This window comes from Arenibaculum sp., assembly GCF_035998295.1.
In the GTDB taxonomy this organism is placed as follows: domain Bacteria; phylum Pseudomonadota; class Alphaproteobacteria; order Azospirillales; family Azospirillaceae; genus DASYHS01.
Genome location: NZ_DASYHS010000216.1, coordinates 43,497 through 66,113 on the forward strand (window position 1 = coordinate 43,497; position 22,617 = coordinate 66,113).

17 protein-coding genes are annotated in these 22,617 nt (G+C 70.5%); 10 read left to right on the top strand and 7 right to left on the bottom strand.

The genetic code is table 11. The features are described 5' to 3' along the window. Positions 1-17 precede the first annotated feature (17 nt). The 5 genes from VGO20_RS20895 to VGO20_RS20915 all read left to right on the top strand — a co-directional run bounded on the left by VGO20_RS20895 (position 18) and on the right by VGO20_RS20915 (position 6,227). Positions 18-1,385: a glutamine synthetase family protein gene (locus VGO20_RS20895; protein WP_327504314.1), complete on the top strand. Its 1,368-nt coding sequence runs from the start codon at positions 18-20 to the stop codon at positions 1,383-1,385. Between the two features lie 7 nt (positions 1,386-1,392). Next, the gene (locus tag VGO20_RS20900) at positions 1,393-2,784 is read left to right on the top strand and encodes an aldehyde dehydrogenase family protein (protein WP_327504315.1); all 1,392 of its coding nucleotides are present in this window, start codon (positions 1,393-1,395) and stop codon (positions 2,782-2,784) included. A gap of 20 nt (positions 2,785-2,804) precedes the next feature. Beyond that, a complete protein-coding gene (locus tag VGO20_RS20905; RefSeq protein ID WP_327504316.1) occupies positions 2,805-3,977 on the top strand; it encodes an iron-containing alcohol dehydrogenase in 1,173 nt (390 codons plus the stop codon). Positions 3,978-3,985: 8 nt separating this feature from the next. After that, the gene (locus VGO20_RS20910) at positions 3,986-4,855 is read left to right on the top strand and encodes a type 1 glutamine amidotransferase (protein WP_327504317.1); all 870 of its coding nucleotides are present in this window, start codon (positions 3,986-3,988) and stop codon (positions 4,853-4,855) included. A 76-nt stretch (positions 4,856-4,931) separates the two neighbouring features. Then, positions 4,932-6,227 carry an MFS transporter gene (locus VGO20_RS20915; RefSeq protein ID WP_327504318.1) on the top strand — a complete coding sequence of 432 codons (1,296 nt, stop codon included), beginning with the start codon at positions 4,932-4,934 and terminating at the stop codon, positions 6,225-6,227. Here VGO20_RS20915 and cydB read toward each other — a convergent pair. Continuing rightward, positions 6,221-7,228: a cytochrome d ubiquinol oxidase subunit II gene (gene cydB / locus VGO20_RS20920; RefSeq protein WP_327504319.1), complete on the bottom strand. Its 1,008-nt coding sequence runs from the start codon at positions 7,226-7,228 to the stop codon at positions 6,221-6,223. The genes VGO20_RS20915 and cydB overlap by 7 nt on opposite strands. Before the next feature lie 2 nt (positions 7,229-7,230). Further along, positions 7,231-8,637: a cytochrome ubiquinol oxidase subunit I gene (locus tag VGO20_RS20925; RefSeq protein WP_327504320.1), complete on the bottom strand. Its 1,407-nt coding sequence runs from the start codon at positions 8,635-8,637 to the stop codon at positions 7,231-7,233. 201 nt (positions 8,638-8,838) lie between these two features. Between VGO20_RS20925 and VGO20_RS20930 the strand changes: the two genes are divergently transcribed. Then, a complete protein-coding gene (locus VGO20_RS20930) occupies positions 8,839-9,768 on the top strand; it encodes a bifunctional helix-turn-helix transcriptional regulator/GNAT family N-acetyltransferase (RefSeq protein ID WP_327504321.1) in 930 nt (309 codons plus the stop codon). Beyond that, positions 9,765-10,649 carry a DMT family transporter gene (locus VGO20_RS20935; protein WP_327504322.1) on the top strand — a complete coding sequence of 295 codons (885 nt, stop codon included), beginning with the start codon at positions 9,765-9,767 and terminating at the stop codon, positions 10,647-10,649. The genes VGO20_RS20930 and VGO20_RS20935 overlap by 4 nt, the downstream gene beginning before the upstream one ends. Before the next feature lie 78 nt (positions 10,650-10,727). Here VGO20_RS20935 and cml read toward each other — a convergent pair whose 3' ends face one another. Together cml and VGO20_RS20945 are read right to left on the bottom strand one after the other, a co-directional pair. Then, complete coding sequence (gene cml / locus VGO20_RS20940) at positions 10,728-11,930, bottom strand: CmlA/FloR family chloramphenicol efflux MFS transporter (RefSeq protein WP_327504323.1); 1,203 nt, start codon at positions 11,928-11,930, stop codon at positions 10,728-10,730. 243 nt (positions 11,931-12,173) lie between these two features. Further along, positions 12,174-13,079 carry a LysR family transcriptional regulator gene (locus tag VGO20_RS20945; RefSeq protein WP_327504324.1) on the bottom strand — a complete coding sequence of 302 codons (906 nt, stop codon included), beginning with the start codon at positions 13,077-13,079 and terminating at the stop codon, positions 12,174-12,176. A 102-nt stretch (positions 13,080-13,181) separates the two neighbouring features. On the opposite strand from VGO20_RS20945, the gene VGO20_RS20950 reads away from it, so the two are divergent. The 3 genes from VGO20_RS20950 to VGO20_RS20960 all read left to right on the top strand — a co-directional run bounded on the left by VGO20_RS20950 (position 13,182) and on the right by VGO20_RS20960 (position 18,552). After that, the gene (locus tag VGO20_RS20950; RefSeq protein ID WP_327504325.1) at positions 13,182-14,216 is read left to right on the top strand and encodes an aldo/keto reductase; all 1,035 of its coding nucleotides are present in this window, start codon (positions 13,182-13,184) and stop codon (positions 14,214-14,216) included. Between the two features lie 233 nt (positions 14,217-14,449). Then, a complete protein-coding gene (locus tag VGO20_RS20955) occupies positions 14,450-17,647 on the top strand; it encodes an AMP-binding protein (RefSeq protein WP_327504326.1) in 3,198 nt (1,065 codons plus the stop codon). After that, complete coding sequence (locus tag VGO20_RS20960; protein WP_327504327.1) at positions 17,644-18,552, top strand: DMT family transporter; 909 nt, start codon at positions 17,644-17,646, stop codon at positions 18,550-18,552. Before VGO20_RS20955 ends, VGO20_RS20960 begins: the two co-directional genes overlap by 4 nt. 10 nt (positions 18,553-18,562) lie before the next feature. On the opposite strand, the gene map is transcribed toward VGO20_RS20960, so the two are convergent. Genes map through VGO20_RS20975 form a run of 3 tightly spaced genes read right to left on the bottom strand, consistent with a single transcriptional unit; the run spans position 18,563 to position 22,612 of the window. Next, a complete protein-coding gene (gene map, locus VGO20_RS20965) occupies positions 18,563-19,348 on the bottom strand; it encodes a type I methionyl aminopeptidase (protein ID WP_327504328.1) in 786 nt (261 codons plus the stop codon). Between the two features lie 11 nt (positions 19,349-19,359). Continuing rightward, entirely contained in the window at positions 19,360-20,937 is a 1,578-nt protein-coding gene (purH, locus tag VGO20_RS20970) for a bifunctional phosphoribosylaminoimidazolecarboxamide formyltransferase/IMP cyclohydrolase (protein ID WP_327504329.1), read from the bottom strand. Between the two features lie 37 nt (positions 20,938-20,974). Beyond that, positions 20,975-22,612: a heparinase II/III family protein gene (locus VGO20_RS20975; protein WP_327504330.1), complete on the bottom strand. Its 1,638-nt coding sequence runs from the start codon at positions 22,610-22,612 to the stop codon at positions 20,975-20,977. Positions 22,613-22,617: the final 5 nt, after the last annotated feature.

Consider the following 22,617-nt stretch of genomic DNA (forward strand, 5'->3'; position numbering starts at 1 on the left):
CGCGACGGAGGAAACGAATGCAGCCGAGGGACGTCCGAACCGCCGAGGACGCCCGCCGCATCGTCGAGGAGCGCGGCCTGGACCATGTCCGGGTCGCGGTCTTCGACATCGACGGGATCATGCGCGGCAAGTACATGGCGCGGGAGAAATTCCTCTCCGCGCTGGAGGCCGGCTTCGGCTTCTGCGACGTCGTGCTGGGCTGGGACAGCAACGACCAGCTCTACGACAACACCAAGTTCACCGGCTGGCATACCGCCTATCCCGACGCCCCGGTGCGCATCCTGCCCGAGAGCTGCCGCGAGATCCCGTTCGAGGACGGCATGCTGCTGTTCCTGGGCGAGTTCGCGGAGCGCGGAGAGGAGGTCTGCCCGCGCGGGGTGCTGCGCCGCGTGCTGGAGCGCGCCGGGCGCCTCGGCTACGACGTGAACGCGGCGGCCGAGTTCGAGTTCTTCCTGTTCGAGGAGACGCCGCACTCCGTGCGCGAGAAGAACTTCCGCAATCTCGTCAACGTGACGCCGGGCTTCTTCGGCTACTCGATGCTGCGCAGCTCGGTCCATGCGGAGTTCTACCGCGAGCTGCTGGACACCGCGCGGCGCATGGACTTCCCGATCGAGGGCCTTCATACCGAGACCGGCCCCGGCGTGCTGGAGGCGGCGATCGGCGTCGACGGGGCGCTTGCCGCGGCCGACAAGGCCGCGCTGTTCAAGACCTATACCAAGGTCCTGGCCCAGCGCCGCGGCTGGATGGCGACCTTCATGGCGAAGTGGTCGCCGGAATGGCCGGGCCAGAGCGGCCACCTGCACGTCTCGCTGAAGGGCCGGGACGGGCGGCCGGGCTTCCACGACCCGGCGGCGGCGCACGGGATCGGCGACCTCATGCGCTGGTTCATCGGCGGCCAGCAGGCGCTGATGCCGGAGCTGCTGTCCATGATCGCCTGCACGGTCAACAGCTACACCCGCCTGATTCCCGGCTTCTGGGCGCCGACCCAGGCGAGCTGGGGCGTGGAGAACCGGACTTGCGCGCTGCGCGCCATCCCGGGTTCGGCCAAGTCGCAACGCGTCGAGTACCGCGTCGCCGCCGCCGACATAAACCCCTATGTCGCGCTGGCCGCCGCGATCGGTTCGGGCCTGTGGGGGATCGAGCACCGGATCGAACCGACGCCGCCGGTGGAGGGCAACGCCTACGAGAAGGAGTTCCCGGACGGCCTCGCCCTGCCGCGCACGCTCGGCGAGGCGGCGGACCGCCTGCGGACATCCGGCGCGGCGCGCGACCTGTTCGGCGACGCCTTCGTCGAGCACTATGCCGCGACCCGCGAATGGGAGGAGCGCGAGCACCGCAAGGCCATCACGGACTGGCAGCTCCAGCGCTATTTCGAAATCATCTGAGGACCCGATGACCCCTGTGCTTGCGACCGTCAGCCCGGTCGACGGCCGTGTCTACGTCGAGCGGCCGCTCGACGGCCCCGCCGCAGTCGAGGAGGCGCTCGCCCGCGCCTCGCGTGCGTTTCGCGACTGGCGGTCGACGCCGCTGGAGCGCCGGCAGGAGCTGCTGTCGCGCGCGGTCGACGCGATGGTGGCGCGCGCCCCGGCCATCGCCGAGGAGCTGACCTGGCAGATGGGCCGGCCGGTCGCCCAGACCCCGGGCGAGATGCGAGGCTTCGAGGAGCGCGCGCGCTTCATGATCGCGGCGGCGCCATCCGCGCTGGCCCCCGTCGAGCCGGCGCCGAAGCCGGGATTCACCCGTTTCGTCCGGCGCGAGCCCGTCGGCGTGGTCGCGGTCGTCGCGCCCTGGAACTATCCCTACCTGACGTCCGTGAACGCGGTGATCCCGGCGCTGGCCGCCGGCAACGCCGTGATCCTGAAGCACTCCCACCAGACGCCGCTGTGCGCGGAGCGCTACGCCGAGGCCTTCGCCGAGGCGGGGCTGCCCGAGGGCGTGTTCCAGTACCTCCACCTGGACCATGCCGACACGGAGCGGCTGGTCGCCGACCCGCGCGTCGGCTTCGTCTGCTTCACCGGTTCGGTCGCGGGCGGGCGGGCGGTGCGCGGCGCGCTGAGCGGTCGCTTCGTCGGCATGGGGCTCGAACTCGGCGGCAAGGACCCCGCCTATGTCCGGGCCGACGCCGACCTCGCGCATGCCGTCGAGAACCTCGTCGACGGCAGCTTCTTCAATTCCGGACAGTCCTGCTGCGGGATCGAGCGCATCTACGTCCACGCCCGGCTCCACGACGCCTTCGTCGATGCCTTCGTCGAGACGACGCGCGGCTACCGGCTCGGCAACCCGCTCGATGCCGGGACCACGCTCGGCCCGATGGTCCGCGCCCAGGCCGCCGACTTCGTGCGCGGCCAAGTCGCCGACGCGCTGCGCGACGGTGCGCGCGCGCTGGTCGACCCGGCGGGCTTCCCGGCGGAGGCGCCGGGCACGCCCTACATGGCGCCGCAGGTGCTGGTCGGCGTCGACCACTCGATGAGGGTGATGCGCGAGGAAAGCTTCGGGCCGGTCGTCGGCATCATGAAGGTCGGCTCCGACGAGGAGGCGGTCGCGCTGATGAACGACAGCGACTACGGGTTGACCGCGTCGGTCTGGACCCGCGACGAGGAGGCGGCGCTCGCGCTCGGCGACCGGATCGAGACCGGCACCGTCTACATGAACCGCTGCGACTACCTCGACCCGGCGCTCGCCTGGACCGGGGTCAAGGACAGCGGCATCGGCTGCACGCTGTCGCCGCTCGGCTACGAGCAGCTGACGCGGCCGAAATCCTTCCACCTCCGCACCACCTCCTGACTCCCATCGGAGCCTCATCCATGACCGCCATCCCGCTCGCGGGCAAATGGAACTACCCCACCACCGTCTGGGCCGGACCCGGCCGCCTCGCCGAGCTGGCGGCGGCGTGCCGCGCGCTCGGCATCGCGCGGCCGCTGCTCGTGACCGACCGCGGGCTGGAAACCGCGCCGATGGTGCGCGCCGCGCTGGGCCACGCCGCCGCCGCCGGCCTGCCGGCCGCGCTGTTCGCCGGGGTCAAGGGCAACCCCGTGTGGTCCAACGTCTCGGACGGGCTGGACGCGTTCCGCGCGCACGCCGCGGACGGGGTCGTGGCGCTGGGCGGGGGCAGCGCGCTGGACGCGGGCAAGGCGGTCGCGTTCATGGCCGGGCAGAGCCGGCCGATCTGGGACTTCGAGGACGTCGGAGACAACTGGACCCTGGCCGACCCGTCGGGGATCGCCCCGGTCGTCGCGGTGCCGACCACGGCCGGCACCGGCTCGGAGGTCGGGCGGGCGGCCGTCATCACCGACGAGGAAACCCACGCCAAGAAGATCATCTTCCATCCCAAGATGATGCCGGGGATCGTGATTTCCGACCCGGAGCTGACCGTCGGCCTGCCGGCGGCGGTCACGGCCGCGACCGGGCTCGACGCCTTCATCCACTGCTTCGAGGCCTATTGCGCGCCGGGGTTCCATCCCATGGCCGACGGCATCGCGCTGGAGGGCATGCGCCTGATCGCGGCATACCTGCCGCGGGCCTGCACGCAGGGCGAGGACATCGAGGCGCGGGCCTTCATGCTGGCCGCCGCGAGCATGGGGGGCACCGCGTTCCAGAAGGGGCTGGGGGCCGTGCACGCGGTCGCCCATGCGGTCGGCGCCCTGTACGACACCCATCATGGGCTGACCAACGCGGTCCTGCTGCCCTACGTGATGCGCCACAACCGCCCGGCGATCGAGGAGCGCATGGTCGTGCTCGGCCGGATGCTGGGCCTCGCCGATGCGTCCTTCGACGGTGTGCTGGCCTGGGTCCTGGACCTGCGCGCCCGGCTCGGCATCCCGCACACGCTGGCCGGTATCGGAGTTCCCGACGGCCGAGCGGCGGAGATCGGCCGGCTGGCCGCGCGCGACCCGTCCGCGGGTGGCAACCCCGTCCCGGTGGACGCGGCGGCGCTGGAGGCCGTGTTCCGCGACGCGGTTGCCGGCCGGCTCGGCTGAGGGACGAGATGGCCGGTCTCAAGTTGCTTATCGTCGACGGCAACACCCGTGCCGTCAACGATGCGCATGTCTCCTTCGGCGGCGGCCGCACGGGGGAGCACTACGCGGCGGTGCTGCGTGCGCTGCGCCCGGACGCCGACTGCACGATCCTGCGCCCCGCCGAAGCCGGCGGGGCGGAGCTGCCGGCGGGGACGGGGCTCGACGCCTTCGACGGCGTCGCCTGGACGGGGTCGGCCCTGAACGTCTACCAGGGCGGTCCGGCGATCGAGCCGCAGATCGCGCTGGCCCGCGCCGTGTTCCGCTCCGGCACGCCGATGTTCGGGAGCTGCTGGGGCCTGCAGGTCGCGACGGTGGCGGCCGGCGGAGAGGTGCGCGCGAACCCGCGCGGGCGGGAGCTGGGCATCGCCCGGCGCATCCGTCCGACCGCGGCCGGCGCCGGGCATCCGATGTTTGCCGGCAAGGAATGGCCGTTCGATGCGATCTGCGTCCATCTCGACGAGGTCGCGGTCGCAGCACCGGGCACGACCGTGCTGGCCTGGAACGCGATCAGCGGGGTCCAGGCGGCCGAGATCGTCCATGACGGCGGGACCTGCTGGGGGGTGCAATACCACCCGGAATACGACTTCAACGAGATCGCGACCGTGATCCTGCGCTACGGCTCCCGGCTGGTCGAGGCCGGGGTGTTCGCCGACCGCGCGACGCTGGACCGCTTCGTCGTCGACCTGCGGGCGCTCGAGGCCGATCCCGGCCGCCGGGACCTCGCCTGGCTGTACGGCTTCGGTCCCGACGTGCTGGAGCCGGCCCTGCGCCGGGCCGAGATCGCGAACTGGCTCGACCGTGTCGTCGCTCCCCGCGCCGCCGCGAGGGGCAGGGGCTGAGAAGGCCGCTGGCGACATCCGGGCTTGCGCCGGTCCCCCCTTCCGATCACAAGGAAGCGGCTATTGGGGGGCGGACATGGAAACTGGCGTGCGCCGGCGGGCGATCCTGGGCTGGTGCTTCTACGATTGGGCGGCGTCGGCCTACAACACCGTGATCGGCACCTTCGTGTTCAGCGTCTATTTCGCGCGCGGGGTCGCCGAGAACGAGGTCGCGGGCACGGCCGACTGGGCCCGCGCGCTCGCCGTCTCCGGCATCGCGGTGGCACTGCTGTCGCCGGTGCTGGGCGCCATCGCCGACCGGGGCGGACGGCGCAAGCCCTGGCTGGCGCTCTTCACGCTGCTGACCGTCGTCTTCTCCGCGGCGCTGTGGTGGGTCCGGCCCGACCCGGACTACGTGCTGTACGCGCTCCTGACGGTGGCGCTCGGCAACGTCGCGTTCGAACTCGCCAACGTCTTCTACAACGCGATGCTGCCCGACGTGGCGCCACCCGGCCATGTCGGCCGGGTGTCGGGCTGGGGCTGGGGGCTCGGCTATGTCGGCGGGCTGGCGGCGCTTGTCGCGTGCCTGTTCGGGCTGGTCCAGGCCGAGGCGCCGCTGTTCGGGCTGCTGGACGCGGAGGAGCAGGAGCCGGTGCGCGCCACTGCGCTGCTGGTCGCGGCCTGGGTCGCGGTGTTCTCGCTGCCCCTGTTCGTGCTGACCCCCGACCGGGCGTCGACCGGCGTTCCGGCCGCGCGCGCGGTGCGCGAGGGGCTGCGCGTGCTGGCCGCGACGCTCCGATCGGTCCGCCGGCTCGGCAATCTCCTGCGCTATCTGATAGCAAGCGCCGTCTACCGCGACGGGCTCAACACCCTGTTCGCCTTCGGCGGCATCTTCGCCGCCGGCACCTTCGGCATGAGCTTCGACGAGATCGTCGTCTTCGCGATCGCGCTGAACGTGACCGCAGGGCTGGGAGCGGCAGGCTTCGCCTGGATCGACGACCTGATCGGAGCCAAGCGCACGATCCTGATCTCGCTCCTCGGCCTGATCGCCTTCGGGCTGCCGCTGCTGCTGGCCCGGGACGTCTTCTGGTTCTGGGTGCTGGCGCTGGGCCTGGGGCTGTTCCTCGGGCCGGCGCAGGCGGCGGGCCGTTCGATGATGGCCCGGCTGTCGCCGGCGGGGATGGAGGCCGAGATGTTCGGCCTCTACGCGCTGTCGGGGCGTGCGGTGGCCTTCGTCGGCCCGCTGCTGCTGGCCTGGGCGACCGAGGCCTTCGCGAGCCAGCGCGCCGGCATGGCGACGATCCTCGTCTCCTTCGTCGTGGGCTTCGCGCTGATGCTGGCCGTGCGCGAGGAGAAGGCGGACATGCCCGCCTCCCTGCGCCCGCCTCAGTGATAGAAGCCTTCGGCGCTCACCTTGCCGCGGAAGACCCAGTAGGAATAGACGGTGTAGACGAGCACGACCGGGATCAGGAACACCATGCCGACCAGCAGGAACATCTGGCTCTCCGGCGGCGAGGCGGCGTCCCAGATCGTGACGTCCGGCGGGATGATGTTCGGCCACAGGCTGATCGCCAGCCCGAGATAGGAGAGCAGGAACAGCACCATGCCGAGCGCGAAGGGCCTCACCTCGCGCCCGGTCTCGACCGCGCGCCACAGGCCGTAGGCGACCAGCGCGGTCACGATCGGGACCGGCGACAGCAGGGCGATGTTCGGCCATTCGAACCAGCGGGCGCGGATGTCGGCGTTGACGAGCGGGGTCCAGGCGCTGACCACGAGGACGAACAGCAGCACCGCGACCAGGAAGCGCTTGGACATCGCCCGCGCCCAATCCTGCAGCGCGCCCTCGCTGCGCCAGATCAGCCAGGTCGCGCCGAGCAGCCCGTAGCCTGCGACCAGCGCCACCCCGCACAGGATGCTGAACAGGCTCAGCCAGTCGAACATGCCGCCGGCATATTGCCGGCCCTCGACCGCGATGCCCTGGATGAAGGCACCGAGCACGACGCCCTGGGAGAAGGTGGCCACCAGCGAGCCGAGATTGAAGCTCGTGTCCCAGAGATGACGGCTGGCACCCGCCTTGAAGCGGAACTCGAACGCGACGCCGCGGAAGATCAGCGCCACCAGCATCACCAGCAGCGGCAGGTAGAAGGCCGGCAGCAGTACCACATAGGCGACCGGGAACGCCGCGAACAGGCCGGCGCCGCCGAGGATCAGCCAGGTCTCGTTGAAGTCCCAGATCGGGGCGACCGAGTTCATCATGATGTCGCGGTCGCGGTCCGTGGGGGCGAAGGGGAACAGGATGCCGAGCCCCAGGTCGAAGCCGTCCATCAGGACGTACATGAAGACCGCGAAGGCGCAGATGCCGGTCCAGATCAGCGTCAGGTCCTGCCAGTCCATGTTCAGTCCCCCGGTTCGAAGGATTCGACCGTCTTCGACATAGGCCGCATCGGGCGTCCCGCCACCTGTGCCGCCTGCGGCTCGAGATAGTGGGAGGGCGGCTTGGGGCCGAGCTGCAGCAGGCGCACGATGTAGTAGGTGCCGGCCGTGAAGATCAGCGCGTAGACGACGAGGAACGTCACCAACGACACCAGCGCCGCCGCACCGGTCAGCGACGGCGTCACGCCGTCCGCGGTCGGCAGCAGGCCGTAGACGATCCAGGGCTGGCGCCCGACCTCGGTCGTGATCCAGCCGGCGATGATGGCGACGAACCCGATCGGCGTCGTCACCACCAGGAGGCGGTGGAACCAGGTAGCCTCGTAAAGCCGCCCGCGCAGGCGCAGCACGACATGGGTCACGGCGATCACCAGCATCAGCAGGCCCAGCCCGACCATGATCCGGAACGTCCAGAAGATGAGCGGCACGTAGGGCCGCTCCTCCGCCGGCACGTCGAGCAGGCCGGGCACCTCGCCGGTCAGGCTGTGGGTCAGGATCAGGCTCGACAGCTCGGGTATCCCGACCTCCCAGTGGTTGGTCTCCGCCTCCATGTCGGGAAGCGCGAACAGGATCAGCGGCGCGCCGGCCCCACCCTCCCAGTGGCCCTCCATCGCCGCGACCTTGGTCGGCTGATGCTCCAGCGTGTTGAGCCCGTGCAGATCGCCGAGCACGATCTGCAGCGGGGCGAGGACGGTGATCAGGCCCAGGCTCATGCCGAGACCGATGCGCGCATGCTCGACGTGGCGGTACTTCAGCAGGAACCAGGCCGAGATGCCGGCGACCACGAAGCCCGTGGTCAGGAAGGCCGCCGTCACCATGTGCGAGAAGCGGTAGGGGAAGGAGGGGTTGAAGACGACCTCCCACCAGTCCGAGACCCGGAACCGCCCGTCCTCGCCGAGTTCGGCGCCAGCCGGCGTGTGCATCCAGGAGTTCGCCGACAGGATCCAGAACGCCGAGATCACGGTGCCGAGCGCCACCAGGAAGGCGGCCGTGAAATGGATGCCCTTCGGCACCCGGTCGCGTCCGAACAGCAGGATGCCGAGGAAGGCCGCCTCCAGGAAGAAGGCCGTCACGACCTCGTACTGGATCAGCGGGCCCAGCACGAAGCCTGTCGCGTCCGCGAACACGCTCCAGTTCGTGCCGAACTGGTAGGTCATCACGATTCCGGAGACGACGCCCATGCCGAAGGAGATCGCGAAGATCTTGGTCCAGAACTCCGATAGCGAGCGGTAGATCGCCCCACCCCTCAGCCACAGCGCCTCCAGCGCCACGATCCAGCACGCAAGGCCGATCGTGAAGGCGGGAAACAGGATGTGGAACGAGATGGTGAAGGCGAACTGGATACGCGAAAGCATCAGCGGGTCCAGGTCCACGACGGCCACTCCCCGGGCTGCGGAATCGCGGAAACCGACCAGGGTGGGCGGCTTCCGAGGCTTGAAACCCCTGGCAGGAAGTATGGTTGCCGGCCGGGCAGCGGGAAAGCCCGCCGGGCCGCGGCATCGGGACGCGGCGAACAGATAGTTGACTAAGGCAGTTAATTTAGTTGACTATGTCATCGATATTGGGAGGAACAGATGACGGAAGTCGACGTCGAGGGCCGGATCGCGGACGTCCGCCGCTTCAACCGCTTCTACACGCGCCAGATCGGCGTGCTCCACGAGGGGCTGCTGAAGAGCCCCTACTCGCTGACCGAAAGCCGCGTCCTGTACGAACTCGCGCATCGCGACGGGCTGAACGCGGCCGGGCTGGCGAAGGATCTCGGGCTGGATGCCGGCTATCTCAGCCGCATGCTGCGCGCGTTCGAGCGCCAAGGCCTGGTGACGCGCGTGCCCTCGCCGAACGACGCCCGCCAGATGCTGCTGTCCCTGACGGCGGCGGGCCGTGTGGCCTTCGGCGAGTTGAACGCCCGCTCGCATGAAGAGGTCGCCGCCTTGCTGGCCGGCCTTCCCGAAGCGGACCGGCGGCGCCTGACGGAGGCGATGCGCACGATCGAGGAGGTCCTGGGCGACCGCGCCGCAGTCCCCGAGCCTTACGTGCTGCGGCCTCATCGGCCAGGCGACATGGGCTGGGTGATCCACCGCCAGGCCGTGCTCTACGCGCTCGAATACGGCTGGGACGAGCGGTTCGAGGCGCTGGTCGCGGAGATCGCGGCCAAGTTCGTCCAGAACCTCGACCCGCGGCGCGAACGCTGCTGGATCGCGGAGAAGGACGGCGAGACCATCGGTTCCGTGTTCCTGGTCCGCCACTCGGACGAGGTCGCGAAGCTGCGCATGCTGTATGTCGAGCCTGCCGCCAGGGGCCTCGGCGTCGGCCGCCGGCTGGTCGAGGAATGCATCCGCTTCGCGCGGCTCGCGGGCTATCGGAAGATCACCTTGTGGACGAACGACGTGCTCGTCGCCGCGCGCCGGATCTACGAGGCGACGGGCTTCCGCCTCGTCGAGGAGGAGAGGCACCACAGCTTCGGCCACGACCTCATGGCGCAGACCTGGGAACGCGACCTGTGAGCGGCGCCGCGGCGCTGGCGGGGGCCGTCACCGGCATCCAGGTCGGCGCCGCCATGGTCGCGACGCGCTTCGTCCTCGACCAGACGGGGCCGGCGTCCCTGGCCCTGCTGCGCTACGCGATCGGTGCGCTCGTCCTGCTGCCGGTCCTGCTCGCGACGGCGCGGGTCCGAATCGCCGGCCGCGACCTGCTGCCGATCGCCCTGCTGGGCGTCGGGCAGTTCGGCGTCCTGATCGCGCTGTTGAACCTCGGCCTGCAGACCGTCCCAGCGGGCCGTGCCGCCCTCCTGTTCTCGACGATGCCGCTGCTGACCCTGGTGCTGGCCGTCGCCGCCGGGCGCGAGAGCCCTTCGGTGCCAAAAGTGACGGGCGTCCTGCTGACCCTCCTCGGCGTGGCGCTGGCGCTGGGCGAGGGGGCTTTCACGGGCGGGCCGGGGTGGGCGGGCGAGGCGGCGATCCTCGCCAGCGCCTCGTGCGGGGCTGCGTGCACGATCCTCTACCGCCCCTATCTCGGCCGGTACCCGGCGCTGCCGGTGGGCGTCCTGGCCATGCTGGCCTCGATCGCGTTCCTCGCCATGCCGGCCGCGGCCGAGGGGTTCTTCGCGGCGGTCCCCGGCTTCACGGCCGCGGGCTGGCTCGCCGTCGCCTTCATCGGGATCAGCAGCGGCGCCTGCTTCTGGCTGTGGCTGTGGGCGCTCGGGCGGGCGACGCCGACGCGGGTGGCGGTGTTCCTGACGTTGAGCCCCGTCGCGGCTTCGGTGCTCGGCGGGGCGCTCCTGGGCGAGGCGGTATCGCCGGCGCTCGCCGCAGGCGTCGCCTGCGTGGCGCTCGGCATCTGGTTCGCGCACCGGCCGCTTCCCGAGGGGCGACCGGTGCGCGGGTGACGGCGCCGGAGGACGGCGGGCGGGAGGGACGGGCTCGCAGGGTGCGGTCGAGCCCGGTCCCGGTTCGCTAGGCTCCGGCTATCCGACCGCCGGCCGCCGTGCTTGCAGGCGCCTCATGGCGACCAGCGTGACCAGCGCCATGACCGAGGAGTAGCCCACCAGCGGCCAGGCGGTGTCGCCCCCGAGCAGGACGACCATCAGCGTGCCGACGGTGCCGACGACGAGGCTCTGGATACAGAAGTAGAGGGCGACCGCCGTTCCGGCGACATGGCCGAATTCCCGGAGCGCGCCGTTCGCCGTCACCGAGGAGGCGAGGACGATCCCGACCGCGGCGACCCACATCGGCGGGACGAAGGTCCAGAACGACGGGGCCGAGACCAGGTGTCCGACCGCCAGGAGCACGGCACCGAGAAGCAACGTCGCCATCCCCCGGGCGAGGCTGCCCGCGACGCCCCAGGTCGTGACGAACCGTTTCACGAAGCGGGTAGTCAGGATCATCGCGAGTGCGACCGTCGAGAAGGCGAGGCTGAAGCCGATCTCGGAGAAGCCCGCATGCCCGACGAGCACGCGGGGAGCGGTCGAGAAGAAGACGAAGAAGGTTCCCATGGCCGCGCTGAAGCCGAGGGTATAGGTCCAGAACGCGAAGCTGCGCAGGATCGGCCGAAAAGCCGTGTGCGCGGGCGGCCCGCCCGTCGCCCGTGTCTCGCGCCATCCCGGCAGGGCATTCAGCACGGCGGCCACCGCCAGGACGCCGAGCGTGACGAAGACGGCGCGCCATCCGAAACCGTCGGCGATCAGGGCGCCGACGATCGGGCCGAGCGCCGGCACGAAGGCCAGCATCGAACCGAACAGCCCGTAGATCACGGCACCTTCGGGCCGTTCCGCATAGACGTCGCGGACCGTCGCGAAGGTCGCGACGAGGGCTGCCGACGCTCCCATTGCCTGGAGGAGACGCAGGAAGACGAACGTGGTGGCGGAGGACGTGCCGGCGAGCAGGAACGAGGCGCCCGCGAACAGGAGGGCGCCGCCGATCAGGACCGGGCGGCGACCGATCCGGTCGGAAACCGGGCCGAAGACGATCTGGCCGAGGCCGAGCACGACCATGTACAGGCTCAGCGTCAGCTGGACGACCGCCGGCGAGGTATCGAGGATTCCGGGCATTGCCGGAACGACGGGAAGGTAAATGTCCATGGCCAGCGAGGCCAGGATGTCGAAAGGAGCCATCAGCAGGAGCGCTGCCGGCAGGGAATGGTCCCAGCCGAGGGGCCTTGAATGAGGCATGATTGGGCATCCGCTCAAATGGTCTGCATTTGGCGGCGATCTGCCTTCACCATTGGAATCCGGATGTGAGGGGACAGACGGCCGCAACAACGATCGAAGCGTCGTTGCGGCTTACTCGTCTGCCGACTTGCCGGCTCCCATGTCACACCCCACGAATGGCTTCGCCCGCACTCTCTCGCGGTGCGGGCCGACCTGTATCAGCGCAGGACCGGTCTGGCAACCCCATGGACCGCGACCGGATGCTCAGGCCAGCCTCGCCGTTTCCGCGAGATAGTCGATGAAGGCCCGCACGCGGGCGGGCAGGTGCCCTCCCTGGCCCAGGAAGACGGCGTGCACCTCCTGGACGTCGCCGGGGTTCAGGTCTTCGAGGACCGGCACCAGCCGGCCGGCCTCGATGTCGGGGCCGATATGGAACAGGGCGAGCCGGGCGAGCCCGATGCCGGCCAGCGCCAGCCGGCGGGCGGTCTCTCCGTCGCCGACCTGGACGCTGCCTTGCGCGGGCACGGTCCTGACGCCGCCTTCCTGGCGGAACGGCCATTCCTCGAAGCTGCGGGCGAAGTTGAAGCCGATCCGGTCGTGGCTCTCGACCTCCTCCACGGTCCGCGGGATGCCGCGCCGCGCGAGGTAGCCGGGCGCGCCCACCACCGCCATGGCGCTTGCGCCGAGCTTGCGCGCGACCAGCCCCGAGGCGCGCAGCGGGCCGACCCGGATCGCGACGTCGGCCCGCTCCTCCAGCAGGTCGACCACGCGGTCGGTCAGCACGAGGTCGAGCGTCACCCCGGGATGGCGCGCCAGGAAATCGGGTACCAGCGGCAGCAGGCGGTGCAGGCCGAACGGGACGTTGGCGTTGACGCGCAACCGGCCGCGGGGTTCCGCACCGGCCGCCGCCTCGCGCTCCGCCTCCTCGATGTCGGCCAGGACCTGGATGCAGCGCCCGTAGAAGGCGGAGCCCTCCGGCGTCAACTGCAGCCTGCGCGTGGAGCGGTTGACGAGGCGCGTGCCGAGCCGGGTTTCCAGGCGGCCGACCAGCTTGCTGACCGCCGAGGGCGTCAGGCGCAGCGAGCGGGCGGCAGCCGAAAAGCCTCCCTGCTCCACGACCCGGGCGAACACCTCCATCTCCCCGGACCGGTTCGTCTCCAGCCGCGCCATTTGTGAATTCACCTCATCCATGATGTGACCGGCGGCACTCTAATTCACATCAAGGGCCAGCGCCATTTCGGGGCGGTATCGGAACGCATCGAGGGTTCGACCATGGAATACAAGAATTTGGGCGCATCGGGATTGAAGGTCCCGGTCCTGAGCTTCGGCGCGGGCACCTTCGGCGGCCGCGGGCCGCTGTTCGGGGCCTGGGGCGACACGGACGTCGCCGGGGCGCGGCGGATGATCGACATCTGCCTGGAGGCCGGCCTCACGATGTTCGATACCGCGGACGTCTATTCGGACGGCGCGTCCGAGGAGGTGCTGGGCCGGGCGATCGAGGGCAGGCGGGACCGGGTTATCCTGTCCACGAAGGCGGGATTGCCGACGGGCGACGGCCCGGGCGACGCCGGGACGTCGCGCAGCCGCCTGATCCGGGCCTGCGAGGCGGCGCTGAGACGTCTGGGGACGGACTACATCGACCTGTTCCAGCTCCATGCCTTCGATGCCTCGACCCCGGTCGAGGAGGTGTTGTCGACGCTCGACGATCTCGTGCGCGCCGGCAAGATCCGCTATGTCGGCGTCTCGAACTTCTCCGGCTGGCAACTGATGAAATCGCTGGCCGTCGCCGACCGCCACGGCTATCCGCGCTACGTTGCGAACCAAGCCTACTATTCGCTGATCGGCCGGGACTACGAGTGGGAGCTGATGCCGCTCGGCCTCGACCAGGGAGTGGGCGCGGTCGTCTGGAGCCCGCTGGGCTGGGGCCGGCTGACCGGCAAGGTACGCCGGGGCCAGCCGCTGCCCGAGGTCAGCCGCCTGCACCAGACCGCCGATCTGGGGCCGCCGGTGGACGACGAGCGCCTGTTCCGCGTGGTCGACGCCCTCGACGAGGTGGCGCGGGAGACCGGCAGGACCATCCCGCAGGTCGCGATCAACTGGCTGCTCGGACGCCCCTCCGTCTCGACTGTCGTCATCGGCGCGCGCAACGAGGAGCAACTCCGCCAAAACCTCGGTGCCGTCGGATGGACGTTGACGCCCGCGCAGACGGCGCGGCTGGACGAAGCCAGCGCGGCGACGGCTGCCTATCCGTACTGGCCTTATCGGCGCCAGGAAGGGTTCGCCCGGCTCAACCCGCCGTCGGTCTGAGGCGGAGAAGACGGTGGCATCGACCAACTCCCGATCGGGTCCGCAAGAGACCGGTGCACGCGAATCGATGCCGATCGCCTTCCTCGACGTGACGCTTCCCGTTGTTGCACAACCTCATTCAAGAGTATGCGAGCGTCGATAATTTACTCGGGAATTTCTCGGCCTGGATTTTTTCCTGGCAACATCCGCAAATGTGTATTGTCATTCGGGGAGATCATAAAGAGATTTTCAATATGCCCGAAGGCATCGTCATTTCGACGGAAGATCAATTCTCACGTGCCGCGGCTTGGGACCCGGATCGCGCTGCCATCGAGATGGTATCGCGGACCATCAGCTATCATGCGCTGGCGCGGTCCGCCAATCTCGTCGCGCGTCAACTGGAGGCGCACGGGTTCCGTACGGGAGACATCATCGCACTCCAGGGGAGGGTGTCTCCGGAGATCGTGACGGCGACCCTGGGATGCTTGCACGCCGGCCTGGTATTCTTGCTCATCGATCCCGAGCTGCCGCTGGCGCAGCGCGAGGCGATGGTCGCTCAGGCGCGGCCGAAAGGAGTTCTCCACGTCGGGGCGGAGGACGAAACCCCGAGCTACGGGGGCGTGCCTGCGCTCAGGATCGGCTTCGATGCCAACGCCGGAACGGCGCCGGCGCCGAAGCCGGGCAGTCCGGACCTCGATGCCCCCGCCTACGTCTTCTTCACATCCGGAACGACGGGCGTCCCGAAAGGCGTACTGGGGCGCAGCGGCGGGCTCGCGCAGTTCCTGGCCTGGGAGCGCGAGACCTTCGCGGTCGGGGCGCAGGACAAGACCAGCCTGCTGACGGGTCTCTCCTTCGACGTCGTCCTGCGCGACATGCTGCTGCCGTTGGTTTCCGGCGCGACGCTGTGCCTGCCGCCGCCCGGCATGGGCCGTGACGGCCGATCGGTGCTTGCCTGGATCGAGGCGGCGGGTATCACCCTGATGCATGCCGTTCCCAGCCTCGCGCGCTCTTGGCTGTCCGCCGCGGGCGGGATTCTTCCCAACCCTACGCTCACGCGGTCGCTGTTCGCCGGCGAACCGCTCACGTCGGCACTGGTCGGCGAGTGGCGCGCGCGGTTTCCCAACGCCGAGGTCGTCAACCTCTACGGCCCCACGGAAACGACCCTGGCCAAGTTCTTCTACCGCGTTCCCACGGAGCCGGCGCAGGGGATCCAGGCCGTCGGTCGGCCGCTGCCCGAGACCCAAGCCGTCATCCTCGACCCCGGCGGCCTTGCGCCCCTGGCGCAGGGCGCCGCCGGGCTGGTCGGAATCCGGACCCGCTATCCGTCGCTGGGCTACCTGAACGCAGCTCGGGAGCAGGCGGCGCGCTTCGTCGACCTGCCGGGCGGCCCGACCTATCTCACCGGCGACCTGGGCTTCATCGATCATGACGGCCTGCTGCATCTGGCGGGACGCATGGACCACCAGGTCAAGATCAACGGCGTGCGGGTGGAGCCGGACGGCGTCGCCGCGCGGCTGCAGGAGCACCCGGCCGTGCGCAATGCGGCCGTGATCGCGCAGCCTTCGTCCGGGCGTGGCGACCCGAGCTTGGTCGCCTACTACGTCCCCGACGATCCGGCGGCCGGCGATCTGTCGCGGGACCTGAGGGACTATCTCGCCGACCGCCTGCCCTCGGCCATGATCCCCGGCCTGTTCGTCGGGCTGGCCGCTTTCCCGCTCACGGCCAACGGCAAGCTCGACCGGAAGGCCCTGGCGCTTTCCCAGGCACGCCATGCGCCGTTCGTGGCGCCGCGCGATCCCCTGGAGGCGACCGTCCTTTCCGCGTGGACGGAAGTCCTCCGCCGGGAGGATCTGGGCGTCGAGCATGATTTCTTCGCGGCCGGCGGCGACTCCCTGGCGGCCGCTGAAATCTGCGCCCTGCTCACCGATGCGCTGGGCGGCGTCGTCGAGCCCCGGCTGCTGGTGACCCACGCCACGCCGGCGCGGCTTGCCGCGCATCTCAGGAACGCGCCACGCCTGGACCTGCCGGCGCTTCCCGTCGCAGAGGATCGGGACCGGTACCGGCTGTCCCCGCAGCAGCGGCGTTACTACGCGACCTTCGTCGAGCAGGAGAACCGGTCCTGGTGCAACATGGTCGCGGAAATCCCGTTGCCCCCGACGGCCGACCGGGAATCGGTCGCCACGGCGCTACGCCGGATCGCCGCACGGCACGACAGCCTGCGCCTGCGCTTCGTGCGGGACGGCGGCGAGATCCGGCAGGAGTATGGGCCGGACCGTCCGATAGAGGTCGCGCAGGTCGATCTCTCCCCGAACCCGGAGCGGGAGCGGCCCGCCGCCGTCCTGGCCTTGCGCATCGAGGAAGGCGAACGGGTCATCCCGGTCGACCGCTGGCCTCTGTTTCGCGCGACCTTGATCCATGTCGGGCCGCATGACAGGCGGCTGCTGTGGAACATCCATCACCTCGGAAGCGACGGACGCAGCCAGGGCCTCCTCGCCGCCGAACTGAAGGAGATCCTCTGGGCGGCGGCCGAAGGCCGCGTTCCCGAGCTTCCCGCGCTGCCGCGCCAGTACCGCGACTTCTCGGAGTGGTACAATTCACCGTACGGGCCGGCGGCGGTCCCCGGGCACCGTTCCTACTGGCGCTCCCTCCATGCCGAGCCCTATCGGCGGCCGCATATCGCCCAGTATCGCGACGAGACGCCCACGGCCCGCGCGCATGCGCTGAAATTCGTCCTGCCGGATACCCTCACCGCGTCGATCCGCAGTGCCGCCCGCGATCTCCGGACCACGCCCTTCATCATCCTGATCAGCGGCTACGTCGGTTTCTGCCACGCCTTGTGCGGGACCGACGACATGGTCGTCGCGACGCCGATCGCCGGACGCGATCATCCCGACGTCGCGCATCTGATCGGCAACTTCATTTCGCTGATCACGGTCCGCAGCCGCCTGTCGCCGGACGCCAGCTTCGCCGACCTCGTGGCGCGCATGCGAACGCAGGTCCCCGAGGGGGCCGCCCACCAGGCTTTCCAGTATGACGAGCTGATGGCCGAGCTCGGCCACCCGATGGACCCCGACCGGTTTCCGCTGACCACCTTCTCGATGAACTACATGCCAGTGCCGGGGCAGCCGGTCGGCACGCGCGAGCGGATGGCCCACGACCTGGGCTTCGAAGTGAAATACGACCTTCTCCTCATGGTGCGCGACTACAGCGACGCGATCGCGTTCGAGTTCCAGTACCGGTCCGCGGTGTTCACGCCCGACGAGGCGGAAGCGCTGGCCGCGCGGTACGTCTCCGGGCTTGCGGCGAGCTTGGCGGCACCGACGGCGATCCTCGACCGAACGGCCGGCCCGGAGCTGGCCAGCGTGACCGCCCGCGTGACCCTGCCGGCGGCCTCCCTAGCGGGCGCTCCCCGCAGGACCGCCGCACCGACCGTCCTTTCGGAGCCGTCATGACCTCGACCGCCCTCGTCCCGTCCAAGGTCCCGTACGTCGAACTGGCCCTTCTCCTCGTGCTCGCGACGCTCTGGGGCGCGTCCTACACCTTGATCAAGGTCGCCGTGGAGACCGTACCGCCGCTGACGCTGATGGCGGTGCGCACGGTCATCGCGAGCGCCATCCTCTGGGCGCTGGTTCAGGCGCGCGGGATCGCCGTCCCGCGCGACTTCGCCACCTGGCGCAAGTTCATGTTCCAGGCGACGATGAACAGCGTACTGCCGTTCACGCTGATCGCCTGGGCCGAGCAGACCGTCACCGCGGGCGTCGCCACGATCATCAACTCGGCGGCTCCGATCCTGACCTTCCTGCTGTCATGGCTGCTTCTCGGGCAAGCCGAGGCGTCGTTTCGCAAGCTGCTCGGAACGATCGCCGGCCTTGCGGGCATAATTCTGCTGATCGGTTTCGATGCGCTGCGCGGCTTCGAGCAGGGCGTCCTGGCCCAGTTCGCGCTCGTCGTGGCAACCCTGTGCTACGCGGTCGCCGCGATTTACGGACGGAACTTCAAGGGGCTCGATTCCATGCTCCCGGCGGCCGGGTCGCTTCTCTGCGGCGCCGTCGTGCTGGTGCCCGCGAGCCTTCTCTTCGACCGGCCGTGGGACCTTGCCCCTTCGGTCGAATCCATGGTCGCGATCGTCCTGCTGGCAGTCTTCTCGACGGCCCTCGCCTTCGTCATCTACTTCCGCCTGATCAAGACCCTGGGGCCGGTCGGCACGACGAGCCAAGCCTATCTGCGCGTGCCGATCGGTGTCTTCGCCGGGGTGCTGATCCTGGGCGAGCCCGTCGCGGGCAGCGCGATGATCGGTCTCGTGCTGGTCGTGGCCGGCGTCGCGGCGATAACGATACCCAAGAAGAAACGGACGTAGGACCCGGTCGTCACGCCAGCGTGAAGACCTCGACGCCGTCCCCGGTGACGCCGACGGAGTGCTCGAACTGGGCCGAGAGCGTGCGGTCGCGGGTCACTGCCGTCCAGCCGTCGGCCAATACCTTCACCTCGGGCCGGCCGGCGTTCAGCATCGGCTCCACCGTGAAGATCATGCCCGGCTCCAGCACCACGCCCGTGCCGGGCCGGCCGTAGTGCAGCACCTGCGGTGCATCGTGGAACACACGGCCGACGCCGTGGCCGCAGAAGTCGCGAACGACCGAGAAGCGTTCGCGTCGCGCCACGGTCTCGATGGCATGGCCGACATCGCCCAGCGTGGCGCCGGGGCGGATCGCGGCGAGGCCCGCCGCCAGCGCTTCCCTGGCCGCGCCCACCAGACGGGCCGCCTTCACCGGCACCCGGCCCACTTCGTAGGTGCGGCTCGAATCGCCGTGCCAGCCGTCGAGCACGGGCGTGACGTCGACGTTCACGACGTCGCCCTCGGCCAGGACCTTGTCGTCGGACGGGATGCCGTGGGTGACGACGTGGTTGACCGAGATGCAGGTCGCATGGCGGTAGCCCTGGTAGCCGATCGTGGCCGGCACGGCGCCGGCCGCGCGCATGAACACCTCGCACAGCCGGTCGAGCTCGCCGGTCGAGATCCCGGGGCGGATATGGCCGGCGACGAAGTCGAGCGTCTCGGCGGCGAGCCGTCCGGCGCGGCGCATCCCCTCGAAGCCTTTGCTCCCGTGGAGCGGGATCGGTTGGCCGGTCCCGTCGCGCTGGGTGGAATGCCGCATCCCGTTCCCTCTCAGTGGCGGAAGTGGCGCATGCCCGTGAAGACCATGGCAAGGCCCTTCTCGTCGGCGGCCGCCACGACCTCGGCGTCGCGCATGCTGCCGCCGGGCTGGATCACCGCCGTGGCGCCCGCCTCGGCGGCGGCCAGCAGCCCGTCGGCGAAGGGGAAGAAGGCGTCCGACGCCACCACCGAGCCGACCGCGCCCGGCTGGGCGAGGCCGGCGGCCTTCGCGGCGTCGGCGGATTTCCAGGCGGCGATGCGCGAGCTGTCGACGCGGCTCATCTGCCCGGCGCCGATGCCGACCGTGGCCCCGCCCCTGGCATAGACGATCGCGTTCGACTTGACGTGCTTGGCGACCCGGAAGGCGAACAGCATGTCGCGCAGTTCCGTTTCGCTCGGGGCGCGCTTCGTCACCACGCGCAGCTCACCCGGGCTGATGCGCCCGTCGTCGCGGGTCTGGAGCAGGAAGCCGCCTGCGACCGAGCGCACGGTCGTGCCGGCCTCGGCCGGGTCGGGCATCGCGCCGGTCAGCAGCACCCGCAGGTTCTTCTTCGCGCCGAGTACGCGTCGCGCCTCCTCGTCGGCGCCGGGCGCGATCACGACCTCGGCGAACAGCTTCGCGATCGCCTCGGCCGTTTCGCCGTCCAGCGTGCGGTTCACCGCGATGATGCCGCCGAAGGCCGAGACCGGATCACAGGCAAGCGCCTGGCCGTAGGCGTCGAGCAGCGTGGCCGCGACCGCGACGCCGCAGGGATTGGCATGCTTGATGATCGCGACCGCCGGCTCCTCGAACTCCGCCACCAGCTCGAAGGCGGCGTCCGTATCGTTGAGGTTGTTGTAGCTGAGCTCCTTGCCCTGGAGCTGGGTCGCGGTCGCGATGCCGGGCCGGCGCTCGCCGGTCACGTAGAAGGCGGCGCTCTGGTGCGGGTTCTCGCCGTAGCGCAGCGTCTGGCGCAGCTCGCCCGCGATCGTCACCCGCTTCGCGAACGCCTCGCCTTCGACGCCGGCGAACCAGCGGCCGATCGCGGCGTCGTAGGCTGCCGTGCGCGCGTAGGCGGCGCCGGCGAGCCGGCGGCGCAGCGCCGCCGTCGTGGCGTCGCCGTTCGCGCGCATCTCCTCCATCACGGCGGCGTAGTCGGCCGGGTCGGTGACGACCGTAACGAAGGCGTGGTTCTTGGCTGCCGCGCGGATCAGGGCCGGACCGCCGATGTCGATGTTCTCGATGCAGTCGTCGAAGGAGGCGCCACGTGCCACCGTCGCCTCGAACGGGTAGAGGTTGACCACGACCAGGTCGATCGGCGGGATGTCGTGTTCGGCCATCACCGCGGCGTCGACGTCGCGCCGGCCCAGGATGCCGCCATGGATGCGGGGATGCAGCGTCTTGACCCGCCCGTCCATGATCTCGGGAAAACCGGTGTGCTCGCCGACGTCGCGCACGGCGATGCCGGCGCCGCGCAGCGCCTTGGCGGAGCCGCCGGTGGACAGGATCTCGACGCCGGCATCGGCCAGGAAGCGGGCGAAATCCAGCAGCCCGGACTTGTCGGAAACGGAAAAGAGCGCGCGGGAAACGCGGATCGGTTCGGTGCTCATGGCATCGGTCCTGGATGGAGGCTTGTCGGGATAACCGTCAGGGCTGCTTCTTCTCCCGGCGCAGCGCCCATTTGATGGCGGTGCGGTCGGGAAGCGTCGTGCCCGAAAGAGTGATCTGGCTGGTGCGCCGGGCATCCTCGCCGCTGCCGAGATGCACGCTCTCGGCCAGTGCCAGACGGCCGCCGGTCGCGCGCAGGCGCCAGCCCGTCCCGCCCGGCAGCCGCAGCAGGGCCGCGGCGCCATTCTGGATCAGCGACACCTGCACCGAGGGGTGGAGGTGGAAGCGCACCGTGAACGCATGGCCGGCCGGGCCTTCGAGCACGTCCTCGCCGCGCAGGTCCTCGCCGTTGTCGGCGAGGTAGAGCCGGCGGTGATGCGCCAGGCGGAAGCTGCGCAGGTAGCCGTCATGGCCGGCTTCGACCAGCGTCGCGCCGTCGCCCTCGACCCGCTCGCACGATACCCGCCCCGGCCGCCGGCCGATGCCGCCGCCCTCCAGCACCTCGGCCGAGTTGGTCTCCTCGACCGTCACGGTCGAATGCGCCGCGGTCGCGGCGAGCCCGCTGCGCCAGGGGCCGGTCGGACAGGGGTGCGCGCCGCAGTTCACGATCAGCCGTTCGCGCCCGACGCTCATCTCGAAAGCCAGTGCGCCGGCATGCGCATGCGCATCCAGCCCGGGCGGCGGCGGGCGGCCGACATCCATCAGCACGAGGGTCCGGCCGGCGAGCAGGCGTTCGAAGCCGGAATGGGGCATGCTCTTGAGCGGGCGGCCGCGCGCGTCGCTCTGGGCCAGCACGGCGTCGACCAGCGCGCCTTCGCCTTCCTGGCCGCCGTTGAACAGGGCGAGCCCGCCGTCGCCATGGCGGAAGAAGCGCAGCGCCGGCGTCATGCGGTCGATCGCGTGCTGGAGGGCTTCAGGCAGTTCCGCCTTCGCCATGCGCAGCGCGGCGCGCATGTCGATCAGGTGGCGCAGGACGTGGAGATGGGTCTCCGGGTTGCGCTCGGCGTGCCCGCCATCGGGCAGGACCTGGCGCGGCAGCTCGCGCTCGAGCAGCCTGAGCCCGGCGACCAGGCCCCGTTCGGCGCCGGGCAGCGCGACGCCGGCGAAGACCAGGCCCTTGATCGCCGCCATCAGCCGGGCGCCGTCGAGCGTGCCGGGCGTCACCCGGCCGAGATGCCGGGCTTGGCGCGCGAGGCTCTCGAAGACCCGGGTCCGGAAGGCATCGTCGGCGCTCGAGCAGTAGAAGTCGTGAAGCCCGATCCAGGTCGCGACGCGCATGCCCAGCACGTCGGGGACCCAGCTCTCCTCGCGCCAGCCGTGATTGCGGTCGAGCCAGCTCGTGATCAGCGCGCGGGCGTGGCGGCGGGCGGTGTCGCCGCCGACCGCGCGCAGGTCGCGCAGCCACTCGAACCCGTTGATGGCGGAATGCCAGGCGGGATGCACGCCGGCCTGGGACCAGGGCGGCTCCTCCGCTTCGACCAGCGTGCCGGCGAAGCGGTAGCGTCCTTCGAGCAGCTCGCCACCGGCGGCGGCGTCGCCCGGCCAGGGGTCGTTCGGCACGCAGGACAGCGCCGAAGGCGCACGCCCGGCGAGCGTCAGCCCATAGAGAGGATTGCGGAAGGCGAACGCGCGGGCACCATCGCGCAGGCGGGCCAGCGTGTCGCGCGGTGCCGTCATCCCGG